Here is a 16,416-nt window from a genome sequence, read left to right as displayed (position 1 = left end):
TTTCTTTTAATATACCCCTATGGGTATATAAGAAAAAGGGGGTTTTTCTATGTTAAGTAGTATATCAATGGCAGAATTTTATCAAAAGCAAAACAAGCAGCCGCTTAAAGTGGTTGATGTTCGTGAAAAACATGAATTTAATCAGGGTCATATTGATCAAGCGATTAATTTACCTCTGACTCACTTAGCTCAGGCTAAGAAACAGCTATCTAAACAAGAGACTTACTATGTTATTTGTCATTCGGGCGGCCGGTCAATGTTAGCATGTCAGTTATTGAGTGGAGCTGGATATCAAGTTGTGAATGTGATGGGCGGCATGTCAGCTTGGCCCAGTCAAATTGTTCAAGATTAAAAATTAACGGACTAAGCTACCTAGTTTGGGGTGACTTAGTCCGTTTTTTAATTAGTTGATTCTGTTTTATTTTTCTACGGCTTGCATGACTGCTTTAGCGACAACTTGGGCAATTCCATCTTCGAATGCACCTGGAATAATATAATCAGGAGCTAACTTCTCAGCTGGAATCAAGGAAGCAATCCCTTGAGCGGCAGCGATTTTCATCGAAGTTGTTATGCTAGTTGCACGGGCATCCAAAGCGCCACGGAAAATGCCTGGGAAAGCCAAGACGTTGTTAATTTGATTTGGAAAATCACTGCGTCCGGTTCCGACTATATAAGCTCCGGCAGTGAGGGCTTCATCCGGATAGATTTCTGGGGTTGGATTGGCCATAGCAAAGATAATCGGTTTTTCATTCATGTTGGCAATCCATTCAGGTTTAAGGGCACCTGGTGCTGAGACACCGACAAAGACATCCGCACCAATCAGGGCATCAGCCAATTGACCTTCTTGCTGTTCGAGATTGGTTACTTTAGCTATTTCTGCGTGATGAGCTTGGAGTTGTTCACTTTGTGAGGCAGAGATAATGCCAAAACGATCGACCACTTTAATATGTTGGAAGCCGGCAGCTAGGAATAAGCGGCAGATTGATAAGCCGGCTGATCCACCGCCGTTGATGACGATTTTGACTTGGTCTTCGGTTTTGTTAATTAATTTGATCGCGTTATAAAGAGCGGCCAAGACCACGATGGCGGTTCCGTGTTGATCGTCGTGAAAAACAGGAATCGAGCATTCTTCGATTAAACGGCGTTCAATTTCAAAACAACGGGGAGCACTGATGTCTTCTAAGTTAATGCCACCAAAAGTTGGGGCAATGGCTTTAACGGTGGCGATAATAGCTTCCGTATCTTGTGTGTCAAGGACAATCGGAATTGAATCGATATCAGCAAAACGTTTGAAGAGGGCTGCTTTCCCTTCCATAACGGGCATCGCTGCTTCAGGACCGATATTACCTAGTCCAAGGACAGCAGAACCGTCTGAAATGACCGCAACCGTATTTTTTTTAGTGGTTAATTCATAAGCAAGCTCAGGTTTCTCGGCAATGGCACTTGAAACAGCGGCTACGCCTGGTGTATAAGCCACACTGAGTTCGTGGGCATTATTAATTTCTACTTTGGGTACCACAGAGAGTTTGCCACCATATTCTTTTGCTTGTTCTAAAGCAAGCGTTTTCAAATCTTTTGACATAATAGCCTCCATCTAAACTTTGATGTTACTAGCTTAGCATATTTTGCTTAAATTGAGTACCAGTCTAGGGATGATTTTATATCCATGTTATACTAGAAGAAATGAGGAGGGAGAATCGTTTATGCAATCAAGCTTATTGACCAATTTAGGCCTAGTCCATTTTGTAGCGGGGGCTGATTATAACTTTCGCGTCCAAACCATGGGTCCTCAAGTAGCCGGAGAAATTCAACGGGCCATGAGCCAACTTGACTGTCCGATTGATCAACTTTATTCAGGTCAACAAACCCATTCTGCTAATCTTGCTTATTGTGATGGGAAAGAGGGTCCAGATTACTACCTGGGTAAACAATTCGAAGATACGGATGGTCTAATTACTGATCAACCAGGGGTGGGCTTGCTGATTAAGTATGCGGATTGTACGCCCATCTTATTTTACGATCCCATTAAGAAGGTCCAAGCCAGCGTTCACTCGGGTTGGCGTGGGACAGTAAAACAGATAGGATTACGGACAATTGAACGGTTAGAAGCAGATTTTGCCTGCAAGCGGGAAGATATCCGGGTATACATTGGCCCTTGTATTGATCAAGACCACTATCAAGTCGGCCCAGAAGTTTATGAAGCTTTTGCGGGGCTAGCAGGGCGAGATGAATTTTTCCGCGAAGACGGAGATCGTTACCGCCTTAGTATGGCTGGGGCTAATGAATGGATGATGCTAGCCAATGGTATTAAAGGAGAGAACTTACAAGTCTGCCCCTATTCTACCTTTACAGATTTACGCTTGAATTCGGCACGTCGCCAAGGACCTGATTATCGCTTAAATGCGTTGATTTCTGTCATTCCTAAATAAAATGCTGTTTGATCAAGAAGAATCCGCTAGTCTGGAAAATCAGTTAAAAGAGTCGACTGATTCAGAATAGCGGATTTTTTATTAATCATGCGGGTTATGGATTTAAGCGAATAGCCGTTAAAGAGGGAGCGAAATATTAGCGGATTTCTGCGCCTAAGGTATGTTTGAAATGATCTAAAGCCCATTGATGGCCAACTGGATTGAAGGAAGCAACAGCATTTTGATGAATAACGAGTTTATAACCTAAATTATAAGCCTCTACGGCTGTGTGAAGGACACAAATATCGGTACAAACCCCAATTAAATGTAGCTCCTCGATCTTTCTAGAACGCAATTGAAGATCTAAGTCCGTACCAGCAAAGGCTGAATAGCGTGTTTTGTCGGTATAATAGACATGATCTTGATCTTTTATTTGTTGATAAAAAGCTTCAAGTTGACCGAAAAGTTGACGTCCTGAACTTCCTTTAATGTTATGAGGAGGGAAGAGGGCTGTTTCCGGATGCAGAGGGTCATTGAGTTGATGACAATCGATGGTAAAAGCAATAAAGTCTTTAGCATGATGAAATTCTTTTGTGATGCGCAAAATTTCATCATGGATGGTTTGGCCGGGTTGACCACACGTGAGGGCACCGTTTTCGGCAACAAAATCATTTGTATAATCGATATGGATAAGGGCACGTTTCATTATTGGGACTCCTTACTTTTTTATTTGATATGAATACTGTATCCAACTTCTGCTTTGAAGACAAGTAGAGAAGGCTTTATAGGGTGTAGCATGGACGCTGTTTTTTTGCTATAATAAAAAAGTGAGAACTATTTTATAATAAAAGGAGAATCTATTTATGATTGCAGCTAGTGATTTACGTGCCGGTATGACTTTCTTAAACGGCGATAAATTAATCAAGGTTATCGATGCAAGTCACCACAAACCAGGTAAAGGGAATACGATCATGCGTATGAAACTTTACGATGTACGTTCTGGTGCTACATACGATGATACTTACCGCCCAGATGAAAAATTCGAGAAAGCTCATTTAGAAACTAAACCTGTTCAATATTTATATACTATGGATGGCATGGCTTTCTTTATGGACTTAGATACTTACGATCAATATGAAATTCCAGTTGAAACTGTTGAACACGAAATGAAATTCTTATTGGAAAACATGGAGTGTAAAATCCAATTCTTCGGAACAGAAGTGATTGGGGTTTCTTTACCAACAACGGTTGTCTTAAAAGTTGTTGAAACTCAACCTTCTATTAAGGGAGCTACAGTAACAGGTTCTGGTAAACCAGCTGTTTTAGAAACTGGCTTAACAGTAAACGTTCCTGACTTCATTGAAGAAGGAGAGTACTTAGAAATCAATACTGACAACGGTACTTACCAAAAACGAGCAACAAAATAATGATGATTGAGACTGGAGTTATTCCAGTCTTTTTTGTTGGCAAAAATTTTCAATGAATTTGGGGAGAATCTTTAGGAAGCTAGAATGTATTTGTGGTAAACTGAATGGGTAAAGTTAACCTATGGCTAGGAGGTTATTATGAAACAATTCATGCGAGGATTAACGTTTCTTTTAGTGTTAATCATGATTGGTTTACCCATACAGGTCCACGCTCAAAATAGTCAAATTGGTGATCAACGGGAAGCCGTACTCCAACTTATGCTTGAAGAGCAGGCTGATACTAAATTGTCTTATGACGAAGCCAATGCTATTTTGATGGGGATTGAAAATGCTGTGCTTGAAGGTAAAGAAGTGGTGACTCCGGATGCACATCTAAGCGATGCGGTCAAAGTTAAGCAATTGAATCATCTGTCTGTCGCTCTTGAAAGTCGCTTAATTCAGTATATTGAACAGTTTCAGGGCTTAGAATCAGATGTTCGTCTTAAACAAGACCAACAAAATTCTTACCCTTATCAAGTGAAGACCGAAAAAATGAAAGTCCCAACCCTATTTAGCTTAGAGGGAGCTAATATCCCGACAGCAATAAAAATCGATGTCGACCGTAAAGAAGTGACTTTCCTTGATCAAGCGACAGGGAAGACCTATGCTACCTATCAAGTAACCATAGAAAATCATCCTTACAAGACAATCAGGCTTTTTTCCCATGATGGTTCAGCTAAGCGCCCAATCTTGGCTAATACCGTGGTTCGCTTAGGTAAACAAATAGAAGGAACTAAGCAAGCTTTTCAAGAAGCTGGCCCCTTATATCTCTTCTATAATAAGTTCGGTAGTATTTCGCTTGCCACGCCAAATTATGCGGGGAATGTTGATCGAGCAGATCAAGATACCATGCTAGAGTATTTGGAACAAGAATAATTGTTTGCTTCAGAATGGTCAGGTCGAATGACTTAAACAATACAATTCATACCTATATCTGCTTTATCAGTCGATAGGGCAGATTTTTTTCGTTAAACTTCAAGTTCTTGTCCAGTCTATGTGGACAAATTTAACGCGGTAGGGTGTCTTTTTGTTTGGTATAATAAATTCATGAATATTCAGCATTAAGGCACGCGTGCAAATAGACTTGTTAAGGTAGCATAAAGCTGTAGGTGAGGAACGATAATTGAATGGTTAAAGGATTTTTAAGAGGAGGATTAGCTAATGAGAATCGAGCATTATCTATTAGACTTATTAGCTATTTTAATTGAGCACCCTCTGAGTCAGTATTCTTATTTAGCAGAACGTTTGGGTGTTTCAACTAAGACCGTTCAACGTTACGTAGTAGATTTACAAGAAATTTTGGCTGATGTAGCTAAAGATATCAGTCTTCAAACGATAGCGGGAAAAGGAATTGAATTACAAGGAGACTATGAGCAACTGAAGCTTGTTCTCCAAGGCTTAAAATCATTTGAAGTGAATGAGAAGGCTGATAGATTCCATTATATTTTAATGCAATTATTAAATGCAGAAGCCCCCATTACGATTCAGCAATTTATTGATTCCATGCATTTAAGTTGATCAACAATCGAAAAAAGCTTGAGCGAGATAAAAGCTTATTTGGGTAAAGAGGAGATCCAATTGGTGTCGACCAATCAAGGATTGAGTCTTCCAGTAAGTGAGCGAACCAAGCGCCGTCTGATGGCTAAATTATTAAAAGAACTTTGGCACGGAGTGGTTGCCACTCAAAATGAGCGTCAACATAACTATTCATTAAATATTATGTTGAACAATCGCACCCAATCGATGATAGATATCGGATTGTTGGATCAAATCCAAGAGGTTCTTCATTCTTTCTTGAAAGAAGAAGCCATTAATCCAACAGAATACCAGTATCAAACAATGATGATTCATTTAACCATTGCTCTTGATCGGATTCAGCAAGGTTATTATGTCAGCCATGCTGATATGGATAAGCACTTGTCAATTCTACCTATCACCCAACGCTTAGTTGCATTATTAGAAGCTAAATTTGCTATCATGATTCCGGAACTAGAGGTTTACTATATTGATATTTATCTGCAAACTATGGATCAAGCCAATCCAACATTGCTTCCTGAGAAGTTAGAAAAATTAGAATATGGAAGGGAAATAAAGCAGGTACTCAGCGAGACCTTAACTTATTTAGAGCCTGATGAGTTACTCATAACGCAATTAACCTACCATCTTAATACGGCAGTTAAGCGCCTTAAATTAAATGTCAGTATTAAAAATCCCTACCTTGATCAGATACGGACGGATTACCGCCAGGCGTTTAATAGTTCGATTGAAGTCGCTTTTGCTATGGCTAATCAGTTTGATATCCGCTTTACATCAGATGAAATTGCTTATATTTGTGTACATATTCAATCCTTCTTTGAACGTAGACAAAAGATGCAATTACCTGTTATTTTGGTTTGTGCGAGTGGAATGGGAACGGCCAGATTGTTAGAACAGAGGTTGTCCCAACGCTATGGCGACTATCTTCATGTGCGACAAATCGTGGGTCTAACCCAACTTAATCAATTAGATATTCGTGATGAACTCATTATTAGTACGATTCCGATTAAAGAATTTCAAACGCAAACGTTGTGCGTGAGTCCATTGTTGACGCCAGCTGATTGTCGCAATATTGAGGCTTTCCTGGCTAAACAATCTCAAGCGGTCTATCGACATCTTTTTATTCGATTACTCGATCGCAATTTGATTTTCTTCAGTCAAGGTGACCAAGAAAATTATCAAACGGTTCTGCAGACAATGACAGCGCAGCTTATTTACCAAGGATATGGCGAGGTTGGCATCTTAGAAAGTGCTTATGAGCGTGAACGTTTAGCTTCAACAGCTATGGGTGATTTTGCCATGCCACATAGTGATGTCCAATATGTTAAGCGTTCTTGTATCAGTCTCTATTTGAATCCTAAAGGGATTCAGTGGGGTAAACAGCGAGTAAGAATCGTCTTCTTTATGGCCTTGAACCCCCAAGAAATCGAGGATATAAGCTTAATCTATAAATACTTTAACCAATTGGTTTCAGATAAAGCCTTGCTTGAACGCTTGCTTCAAGCCAATGAGGCAGACCAATTAATTAATGAATTAATTGAAAGAAAGGAAGAATAAATTTGACTAAGAAAATTTTAGCTATTACGGCTTGCCCAACAGGGATTGCTCATACTTATATGGCAGCTGAAAATTTAGAAAAAGCAGCACGTGAATTAGGGGTCGATATTAAAGTTGAAACTCACGGATCCATCGGTGTTGAGAATGTCTTTACCGACCAAGAAATTAAAGAGGCTGAAGGTTTGATTATCGCTGCCGATACCGACATTGATAAATCACGCTTCAATGGTATCCAAATTATCGAAACAGGTGTGCAAAAAGGGATTCATGAACCAAAACAATTAATTACTAAAGTCTTAAATAATGAAGGTAAAGTCTATCAAGGACAAGTGACACGTTCTGAAGAAGAGCGCAAAGCAGCTGGGAATGTGATGTTCCGTGCCTTGATGAACGGGGTATCCTTTATGATTCCGTTCGTAGTTACCGGAGGGCTATTGCTTTATCTGTTGGCGGTAACCCAACTCCGACTGGTTTCGTTGTTCCTGAAGGAACTTTCTGGGATTCAGTCTTAAAAATTGGTGGAGCAGCTATGGGCTTCATGGTTCCTATCTTAGCGGGTTATATTGCTTATGCAATTGCTGATCGACCTGGTTTAGTTCCAGGGATGGTTGGTGGATTCATTGCGGTAAATGGATCATTCTATGGTAGTGAAGCCAATACCGGTTTTATTGGTGGGATTATTGCTGGTTTTATCGCTGGTTATGTGGCACTCTTTATCAAAAAAATCAAAGTGCCTAAAGCCATGGAAGCCGTTATGCCAATTATCTTTATTCCGGTTATTTCTTCTGTCATTGTTGGTTTAGCTTTTATCTATTTGGTAGGTGCTCCAGTTGCCGGCTTGTTTGCTAGTTTAACGGCTTGGTTAGCTTCGATGAAAGGCGCTTCTTCAATTCTGTTAGCGGCTATCTTAGGTGCTATGATTGCCGTGGATATGGGAGGTCCATTCAACAAGACAGCCTTCCTCTTTGCTTTTGGATTAATTACTGAAGGTCAATATCATGTAATGGGGGCTGTGGCAGTAGCTATCTGTATTCCACCAATTGCTATGGGACTTGCTTCACACTTATTGAAATCTCGTTTCAGCCAAGCAGATCGTCAAGCGGGTACAGCGGCCTTAACCATGGGCTTGTTTGGTATCACTGAAGGAGCGATTCCATTCGCTGCTAAAGATCCACTACGTGTTATTCCGTCAATCGTGGGTGGTTCAATGGTAGGTTCAGTTATTGCTATGTTAAGTGGTGTCGGCGACCACGTTGCTCACGGTGGACCGATTGTCGCGGTTCTTGGGGCAGTTGATAATGTCTTTATGTTTTTCGTAGCTGTTTTGGCTGGTGTGGCTGTTACCATTTTACTTCTTTTCTTCTTGAAACCACGTTTGGAAGTTGAAGCAGTAACTGAGGAATCAAAACAAGAAACGATCGATTTGGCACCTCAAACAGAATCAAGCCAAGAACTTAGTTTAGCTGATTTAACGAAACCAAGTCGCATTTTGATGGATATGTCAGCAACCAGCAAGGAAGAAGCTTTCTTAGAATTCTTAAACTTGTCAGGTGCTCAAGAAGTTATCACTGATCATGATGAAGTCTTAGCAGCTTTAAATAAGCGCGAAGCAGAAGGTACGACAGGAATGGGTGATGGTATCGCAATCCCTCATGCTAAGTCAGCTTCGATTAAAGAGGCAGCTCTCTTAGTGGGTAAATCTGCTCAAGGGATTGAATGGGCTAGCTTGGATGGTCAACCAGCTCATTTGGCCTTCCTCATCTTAGTACCAGAGCAACAACAAGGTGATTTACACTTGAAAATCTTACAATTGTTAGCTCGTAAACTAATGGATGATGATTTTAAACAACGCTTATTAAATGCTCCAGATCAAGAAAGCTTACACGCGATTCTAGCTGAAGTTAAGTAACGTTTAGAATAGATCAAACAATTTTAATCCGTTAAGTTTCATTTCTTCTCAATTTTATGAGAATAGAAATGTTACTTAACGGTATTTTTATGGGTATATTTTGATTATGGCCTGTGGTAAACTCGTTAGGAATGAATGTGCAGAGGTGAGGAATCAGATATGGAACGGAATAAACGGCTTAGGGCTAGTTTGACATTGTTCATTTTGATGTTTAGTGTGGCTTTTGTCGAAAATATTAAAGGTGTGATTATTCCACAAATTAAAGCTAGCTATCATTTAAACGCGACGAACATCTCTTTTATGCTCACGTTAAGTGCGTTAGCTTATGTTGGAGCAACTTATTTAGCAGGAGAAATTATTGAAAGTTTTGGTCGTAAATGGACGGAGGCCCTTGGCATAGGTTTGGCAGCCTTGGGCTGCGCCATTATGGGATTTAGTCCGTCCTTTAGTATTTTTATCTTAGGTATGATTATCTTGAATATCGGTTTTGGTTTTAACGGAGTTATAATTAATGTTGTCATGCCAGCCATGTTTGTGACCTATCAATCGATAGCTGTGAACGGGGTCCATTTTATGTATGGTTTTGGCGCTACTGTTGGACAACGGCTAGCGGGCTATTTGATTGGTCAAGGATGGACTTTTTCGATGATGTATCGCTATTTGATGGGAATTATGGCTGTCTTGGCTCTTCTAGCGTGTTTTATCTATTATCCTAAAGTTAATTCAGATGAAGCTAAGGAATCTTCAGCGCCGCCCCTTAATCCTTATCGCCAACCTTATTTTTGGCTCTTTGTCTCAGCGATGTCACTCTATGTTTTTGCAGAGACGGGTTTAGGAAATTGGTTGGTTGATTATCTCAAAGTGACACAAAAAATGGGTGAAAATCAAGGAAGTCAATACATTGCAACTTTCTTTATGCTCTTGGCCCTTGGCCGCTTAATGGGCGGATGGGTCGTCGACCGACTTGGAAAATTGCGTTCCATTATTGGTGGCAGTATCATCGGTTCAGTCTTAATTGTTGTAGGGATTTTGCTGAAAGGGCCAGGCTATTATTGCGTTTCTTTGGCGGGGTTATTTTATTCGATTGTCTTTCCCACTTCTGTTTTGATGATTTCGCAAGTTTTCAAACATCGGGTGTCTTATATGACCAGTAAAATTCTTACTTTAACTTTTGCGGGTTCAATGATTTTGAATCAGTTAGTTGGTTGGGTGACGGATCAGCTTGGCTTTAACTGGTCAATTTACATGATGCCGGTTGCTGGTTTGACAGCGGCTGTGATTTATCTTGTGATTCAAGCTCGCTTGCAAGCGACTAAATATTGATGAGGTATGAATAAAATATGAATTCTTTTGAATAAACTTGCTATTGGAACTATAAAAGCATTATGCTATAGGATAGAAGATTAAGAATTGGAGATGTATATATGAAATCATATAAACTCATTTTAACTAGCTTGGCTTCATTGTGGCTGTTGGGCCAGGTGCCGGTATGGGCTCAAGAAGATACTACAGTTGATCAAGTTCAAGTAGAAAGCAGCGCTAGCCAAAGTGAAGCTGATTCAATTGAATCAGGCATGTCAATGGATGAAAGTTCGACAACTGAGGTGACTGAAGTCAGTATGACCTTGGATCAACTTTATCAAAAATTAATTGATGAAAGTCCGATGACTCCAGAACAATGGAATCTCATTCCTCAGGAAAAATGGCAAACCTACTTGGATCAAAAAGGGATGGACTTTAAAGCGGTATTGCATCTAGCTATGACAGAGAATCCAGATGTTTTTTCTCCATTAGCCTTACAAGTTAAGACAGCCTTAGTTGAAGAACAAGGCTTATCCAAGAACTTAGTGACAGGCGTTACGGATGAGGCTGTATTATGGGCTTATTTCCATTGTGCAAATGATACTAAGGCCTTAGCTTCTCAATTGCAAGATGGTGTAAGTTACGAAAAAGCTTCTTATCGGGGTTATATGTCGACACCGTATTCACCAAGTCATGCTGAAGAAGTGGTTAACGAGGCTATGCTAACGCAAGTTCATGATCTTTTTGTCAACAGCTTTGGTTATACAGAAGCTACCTTAGCTAAGCTACCGCAAGATGGTATGAAGAAAGTCTTGATTGATTTCTTAACCACACAGCCTAAAAGTGCGGATGGCATGGGTTTCCAAGATTCTATGGTTAAGTTGTACCCTGATGTAGCTAAAGAAAACCCTCAAGCTAAAGAAGTTTATAATCAACCTGTAGCTGTTTCGTTAGCTGATAGTCAAACGGGTGAAGCAAGCTTGATGGTGGCAGCCGTGGATCCAAGCTCAACGACAACTTTTGTGGTTGAAACGACGACCAGTCAATCGACTACGGAAGCAAGCACCCAAGCTGTAACGACCGCGACGACGACTGAAGTGGCTAAAAAGAATAAATCATTCTTGCCTAATACAGGAGAAAAGGCGCTACCTGTTATTGGTATCGCTGCTGTTCTCTTAATAATCGGTGGCTTTATTGTGGCCAAAAATCGTAAAAAATAATTTCAATCTTAGCTAGGCTTGTGAGCCTAGCTATTTTGTTTAGTTGATAGGGGTTTTCGTTTGTTAAAGGTATAAGTTTAGCCTCAAGTAACTATAATGAATCCTTATGCTATTTTTCGAACATTTAATTGACGGTTTGGGTGATTTAGGAGTAATATTGGTCTTGTAAAGAACTTTGTTTATTATTTTTATTTTAATGTTCGTATTTTTGGAGGGACAATTATGAAAAAACTTTATCAAGGAAAGACCAAGGATGTTTTTGAATTAGATCAAGACCATGTTCGTTTATTATTTAAAGATGATATGACGGGTAAAGATGGGGTGTTTGATCCAGGTGAAAATCAAATTGGCTTAACCGTTGAAGGATCAGGCCGTAAAGGTTTAGCTTTGACTCAACATTTCTTTGCTATTTTAGAAGAAAAAGGGGTAAAAACCCACTTTGTAGGAGCAGATTTGGACGCTTGTACCATGGATGTGAAAAAAGCGACGATTTTTGGTAAGGGTCTTGAAGTTGTTTGCCGCTATCGGGCAGTAGGGTCATTCTTACGTCGTTATGGTGCGTATTGTCAAGAGGGCCAAGTCTTAGACTCCTTTGTTGAAGTAACATTGAAAGATGATGGTCGCCAAGATCCACCGATTACTAAAGATGCATTAGTCGAATTAGATATTTTAACTGCGGAAGAATATGAAACAATCAAACAAATGACCAAAGATATCTGTCAAATTATCAAGGACGAATTAGCTAAACAAGGTATTGAATTGTACGATATTAAACTTGAGTTTGGTCGCCAAGCAGGCACTCAAGAAATTCTTCTAATTGACGAGATTTCAGGCGGCAATATGCGGGCTTACGAAAATGGCCAATACTTAGATCCATTTGCCTTAACTGCTAAGGTATTAGGTGAATAATTTACTTTTCCCCACAAGTCTGTGGGGATTTTTTTTTGCACGAAGGTCGAGCTTAGCTTTGTGTTTATGTCCGTAAAGGATTACAATTGAGGTATTGAGGAGGGGTTTAATGAAAAAAGTTTCGCAAACGCTGTTAATTTTATTAAAAGCAATTGGTTGGTATTTTGTGACAACAATGTTGGCAATGATTCCTATTACAGTGATTTTTATGACAATTAATAATGGAAATATGGCAGCCTTACAATCGGATACATATACGCTCTGTTCTTTACTGGCTACGGGTGTGTTGATTTTGGTTCTTTATTTCTTTTATCGCAAACGTCAACCTGGTTTAATTGCATTTGAACCCCAGAATATGATTAGTAAATATGGCCATGGTTTGCTAATGGGTTTTTGCCTGATGCTTGTCGTTTGGCTCTTGGCTCTAGGTCTTGGTGGTATGACGACTCAATTGCATGTCCAATTTAGTCGGGTTTGGCTGATTATCTTGTTTTTCTTTGCCTTTTTGATTCAAGGTATGAGTGAAGAAGTCTTAATTCGCGGATATGTGTTGGGCCAATTAGGCCAATTTTTAAGTCCTATCTGGTCCATTGTTCTTTCGGCATCCTTATTTGCCATTATGCATGCCATGAATCCAGGTGTGATGTGGGTGGCTATCTTAAATATTTTATTATTTGGAATTTTAATGGGTATGATTAAACATTTTTCACGTTCCCTTTGGTATGTAGGGGGTCTTCATTCCATGTGGAATTTTACTCAAGGTAATCTGTTAGGTGTTCAGGTCTCAGGTTTAACCACTAAAGCGTCAGTCTTTCAAAGCCAAGCTATTGCCGGCCACGACTGGGTAAGCGGTAGTCAATTCGGTTTAGAAGCTAGTGTGACGACGACATTGGTTCTAGCGGCGATGATTGGAATTGTCTATTGGCGTGCTGAACAGAAACAGCCAGGTTGGTTAAAGACTCATCATTGATAAATGCAATTAAATTAAACCTACTTTGGGGTCACTATGTGGTGGCCCAAAGTAGGTTTTTTTATGAAAAATTAGTTACTTGGTGTCCAATTTAGATAAAAACAAAAACACGAACATTCACTAAAAACTATCCTTAGTTCGTTCGAAATTTATTGAATTGTGAGGGGAATCACGATACAATTTATCTAGAAAAGAAGAAGGAGTGACTATTTTGACAGAAATTAAGGCAGAAAACCCAACAATGGGCCAAGATACATTAATATATGGGATTGAAGATCAACCACCTTTAGGAATATCTTTTATTTTAGCTTTCCAACATATCCTAGCGGCCTTTGCGGGAATTGTAGCTGTTCCGCTTGTCGTTTGTTCAGCTTTAGGCCTAAGTGTAGAGCAAACTTCGATGATGGTTTCGGCAACTATTTTTGCTTCGGGTATTACCACCGTCTTGCAATCGAAGGGATTAGGTCCGATTGGATCACGTGTTTCAGGGATGATGGGAACCGACTTTACTTTTGTGAATCCTTCCATTAGCGTAGGGGCTAAGTTTGGGGTTGCCGGTATCGTGACGGCTACCATTACGGCATCTTTTGCCGAAATCATCTTAAGTCGTTTTATTAAACCTTTAATGCGTTTTTTCCCACCTCTTATTACGGGAACAGTTGTTTCGCTAATCGGAATTACGCTATTACCTGTTTCAATCGATTGGGCTGCCGGCGGATTCGGCGCACCTGATTATGGTTCAACTAAGAACTTAACCGTTGCCTTCATTATTATGGCCTTTACCTTAGCTTTAAGTCATTTTGGTAAGGGCATGTTCTCGACGGCTTCCGTCTTTATCGGGATGATCTTCGGTTACTTAGTGTGTATTCCTTTGGGCATGGTAGACTTAGCATCCGTCGCTAATGCTCCTTGGATTGCTATTCCCAACGTTTTACATTATGGTTTGAAATTCGATTTGGCTTCGACCTTAGCTTTTGTACCGGCATATGTTGTTTCCACTATTGGGACAGTGGGAATTATGATGGCCATTGGTGAAGCTTCGCATGAGAAAATTTCAAGTGAACGGGCGGCTGCCGGTGTCCTATGCGATGGGGTCGGCTCAATGATTTCTGGATTATTTGGTGGGGGTCCAAATACAGCTTTCTCACAAAACGTTGGCCTGATTACTTTAACGAAAGTAGCGAGTCGTAAAGTTATGATCTTGGCTGGTATCTTATTAACTTTATTAGGCGTTTTCCCTAAGTTAAGTGCCTTGATTGCGGTGATGCCTCAACCAGTATTAGGTGGTGTGGGTGTTATTATGTTTGGTCTTGTTGCGGCTCAAGGACTTAAGACTCTTTCTCAAGTTCACTTAGGTGATCGTGAACTCTTAATTATTTCTGTGGCTTTTGCCTTAGGTATTGGCGTGACGGTGCGGCCGGAAGTCTTGAAAGGTTTACCAACAGCCTTACAGATGATCCTTTCTTCAGGTATTTCAACTGGAACTTTGGCGGCCCTCATTCTGAATGTATTATTAGTGGAGCGCCGTAAGTAAAAAATAAAAAATAGCCTAGATTTCATTCAATTTGCCCCCCATACTAGGGTAGACATTGAGTGAGATCTAGGCATTCTTTTGCTTATATTCGGGGTCATATCTATTAGTCATTGAAGGAAATGACTTCTTGGTTGTAACCAAGGCCATAGCCAACTATATAGCCGATGACTAATACAGGAAGCCATTCTAATTGGCTTTCATACAAAGGCAGCTGTTTTAGCCAGGCAAAGTCGATAATGGAAAACCGCTGTAGGACGGTAAAAAGGCTGAGTAAGCTGACCAAAGCTAAAGGAACTTGGAGACTTAAACGAGAAGTTGGCCAAAGGCTGGCTACAATGATTAAAACAATGACGGAAATTGAAATGGGATAAAGGATGGAAAGAATCGGTACACTGGTTTTAATCACTTGATCAAGTCCTTGGTTAGCAAGAACAAGTGAAAGTAGGGTGAAGATGACAGCATAGGCTTCATAAGAGAGACGTGGAAAGAGTGAATGAAAATATTCAGACACGGCAGCAATTAAACCAGTTGAAGTCGTCAAACAAGCTAGAAAAACGATGGTACCTAATAAAGCGATGCCTAATTTACCAAAGCCTTGATGGGAAATAAAAATTAAGAGAAAAGTACCCAGATTTTGCTTGCCAGCTTGGGCACCAGCTAAATCGACGTGATTGCCTGCCCAGCCTAGTGCAGCATAGATTAGGACTAGTAAGGCCGCTGCGATGAAGGAAGATTTGATCGTGCCTAGCATTAAGTCACGCCGATTCTCAATGCCTAAAGCCTGTATGGAATTTAAGACGACAATTGAAAAAGCAATGGCAGCCAGGGTATCCATAGTTAAATAGCCCTCGGTAAAGCCACTGGCTAATGGATGTTGGAGCCATTCTTTATTGACAATTTCTTGAGCAGGATGATTATGATATAAGTGGATGGCTTGAATAATCAAGGCTAAAATAGTCAGTAACAAAGCTGGGGTAAGAAATTTGCCGATAGCGTTTGAAAGCTGATTCGGTTTAACGGCGATCAGAAAAGTCACCAAGAAGAAGAAGCCAGTGTAGACCAACAAACTGAAGCCGGATGGATGGTCGAGAAAAGGAACCAGACCAATTTCGTAGGCCGTAGTAGCAGTCCGAGGTATGGCAAAGAAGGGACCAATGGTTAAATAGATAGCCGAAAGGAAGAGGAATGAAAAAACAGGGTGAATTTTATAGATAGCTTGACGATATCCCCCTTGGGAAATGGAACCCACGATCATGCCAATTAGTGGTAAGCCGACGCCGGTGAGAATAAAACCGCAAATTGCCGGGATAAAGTGCTGTCCTGCATTAAAACCTAAGGCTGTGGGAAAAATTAAATTCCCCGCCCCGAAGAACATGGCAAATAGCATAAAGCCGACAATAAAGAGCTGTTTGGTTTTCATATGGCATTCCCCCGAGTTAATTATGCGATTTATTATAAAATATTTCATTAAATTAGTAAATGATTAAAAATAATTAAAACGCTTTCTTTATGCCGGAAAAAGACTTTTCTTAAATAAAGGCAAATTTTGCCTTAAATAAGGTCCAAATTTTGCCAAACTTATGGTATGATCGTTTAGCATCTAGA

General features: G+C 40.1%; 16 protein-coding genes. 13 read left to right on the top strand and 3 right to left on the bottom strand.

Annotation, left to right across the window (positions count from 1 at the left end; translation table 11 throughout):
* Positions 1–49: 49 nt before the first annotated feature.
* Positions 50–352: a rhodanese-like domain-containing protein gene (locus tag EIH20_RS06795; protein WP_124059037.1), complete on the top strand. Its 303-nt coding sequence runs from the start codon at positions 50–52 to the stop codon at positions 350–352.
* 66 nt (positions 353–418) lie between these two features.
* Here EIH20_RS06795 and EIH20_RS06790 read toward each other — a convergent pair whose 3' ends face one another.
* Positions 419–1,585: an NAD(P)-dependent malic enzyme gene (locus EIH20_RS06790; protein ID WP_124059099.1), complete on the bottom strand. Its 1,167-nt coding sequence runs from the start codon at positions 1,583–1,585 to the stop codon at positions 419–421.
* 118 nt (positions 1,586–1,703) lie between these two features.
* Between EIH20_RS06790 and EIH20_RS06785 the strand changes: the two genes are divergently transcribed.
* Complete coding sequence (locus tag EIH20_RS06785; protein ID WP_124059034.1) at positions 1,704–2,429, top strand: purine nucleoside phosphorylase YfiH/LACC1 family protein; 726 nt, start codon at positions 1,704–1,706, stop codon at positions 2,427–2,429.
* A gap of 136 nt (positions 2,430–2,565) precedes the next feature.
* On the opposite strand, the gene EIH20_RS06780 is transcribed toward EIH20_RS06785, so the two are convergent.
* Complete coding sequence (locus EIH20_RS06780) at positions 2,566–3,114, bottom strand: cysteine hydrolase family protein (RefSeq protein ID WP_124059032.1); 549 nt, start codon at positions 3,112–3,114, stop codon at positions 2,566–2,568.
* A gap of 157 nt (positions 3,115–3,271) precedes the next feature.
* Here EIH20_RS06780 and efp point away from each other — a divergent pair, with 157 nt between their 5' ends.
* The 11 genes from efp (at position 3,272) to EIH20_RS06730 (ending at position 14,811) form a co-directional block, all read left to right on the top strand.
* Positions 3,272–3,835 (top strand): elongation factor P, encoded by a 564-nt coding sequence (efp, locus tag EIH20_RS06775; RefSeq protein ID WP_124059029.1) that lies wholly within the window; start codon positions 3,272–3,274, stop codon positions 3,833–3,835.
* A 138-nt stretch (positions 3,836–3,973) separates the two neighbouring features.
* Positions 3,974–4,750: a hypothetical protein gene (locus tag EIH20_RS06770; protein ID WP_124059027.1), complete on the top strand. Its 777-nt coding sequence runs from the start codon at positions 3,974–3,976 to the stop codon at positions 4,748–4,750.
* A gap of 285 nt (positions 4,751–5,035) precedes the next feature.
* On the top strand, positions 5,036–5,392 hold the full coding sequence (locus EIH20_RS06765; protein WP_124059025.1) for an HTH domain-containing protein: 357 nt from the start codon (positions 5,036–5,038) through the stop codon (positions 5,390–5,392).
* Positions 5,393–5,455: 63 nt separating this feature from the next.
* Positions 5,456–6,967, top strand: a complete 1,512-nt coding sequence (locus EIH20_RS06760) for a BglG family transcription antiterminator (protein ID WP_164470896.1) — start codon at positions 5,456–5,458, stop codon at positions 6,965–6,967.
* 2 nt (positions 6,968–6,969) lie between these two features.
* The gene (locus EIH20_RS08650; RefSeq protein WP_277423389.1) at positions 6,970–7,479 is read left to right on the top strand and encodes a PTS fructose transporter subunit IIB; all 510 of its coding nucleotides are present in this window, start codon (positions 6,970–6,972) and stop codon (positions 7,477–7,479) included.
* 17 nt (positions 7,480–7,496) lie between these two features.
* On the top strand, positions 7,497–8,876 hold the full coding sequence (locus EIH20_RS06755) for a PTS fructose transporter subunit IIABC family protein (protein WP_277423388.1): 1,380 nt from the start codon (positions 7,497–7,499) through the stop codon (positions 8,874–8,876).
* 159 nt (positions 8,877–9,035) lie between these two features.
* Positions 9,036–10,199 (top strand): MFS transporter, encoded by a 1,164-nt coding sequence (locus EIH20_RS06750; RefSeq protein ID WP_164470895.1) that lies wholly within the window; start codon positions 9,036–9,038, stop codon positions 10,197–10,199.
* 101 nt (positions 10,200–10,300) lie between these two features.
* Positions 10,301–11,398 (top strand): LPXTG cell wall anchor domain-containing protein, encoded by a 1,098-nt coding sequence (locus EIH20_RS06745; RefSeq protein ID WP_124059019.1) that lies wholly within the window; start codon positions 10,301–10,303, stop codon positions 11,396–11,398.
* A gap of 222 nt (positions 11,399–11,620) precedes the next feature.
* Positions 11,621–12,307, top strand: coding sequence for a phosphoribosylaminoimidazolesuccinocarboxamide synthase (locus tag EIH20_RS06740; RefSeq protein WP_124059017.1), 687 nt, complete (start codon positions 11,621–11,623; stop codon positions 12,305–12,307).
* A gap of 109 nt (positions 12,308–12,416) precedes the next feature.
* Complete coding sequence (locus tag EIH20_RS06735) at positions 12,417–13,277, top strand: CPBP family intramembrane glutamic endopeptidase (protein ID WP_124059015.1); 861 nt, start codon at positions 12,417–12,419, stop codon at positions 13,275–13,277.
* A gap of 241 nt (positions 13,278–13,518) precedes the next feature.
* Positions 13,519–14,811 (top strand): nucleobase:cation symporter-2 family protein, encoded by a 1,293-nt coding sequence (locus EIH20_RS06730; RefSeq protein WP_124059097.1) that lies wholly within the window; start codon positions 13,519–13,521, stop codon positions 14,809–14,811.
* Between the two features lie 103 nt (positions 14,812–14,914).
* Here the strand turns inward: EIH20_RS06730 and brnQ are convergent, their stop codons facing one another.
* On the bottom strand, positions 14,915–16,231 hold the full coding sequence (brnQ, locus tag EIH20_RS06725; protein ID WP_124059013.1) for a branched-chain amino acid transport system II carrier protein: 1,317 nt from the start codon (positions 16,229–16,231) through the stop codon (positions 14,915–14,917).
* Between the last annotated feature and the right edge of the window lie 185 nt (positions 16,232–16,416).

It is taken from the genome of Vaginisenegalia massiliensis (assembly GCF_900604935.1).
In the GTDB taxonomy this organism is placed as follows: domain Bacteria; phylum Bacillota; class Bacilli; order Lactobacillales; family Aerococcaceae; genus Vaginisenegalia; species Vaginisenegalia massiliensis.
The sequence above is the reverse complement of the archived record's forward strand: the minus strand, read 5'-3'. Positions and strand labels throughout refer to the sequence as shown.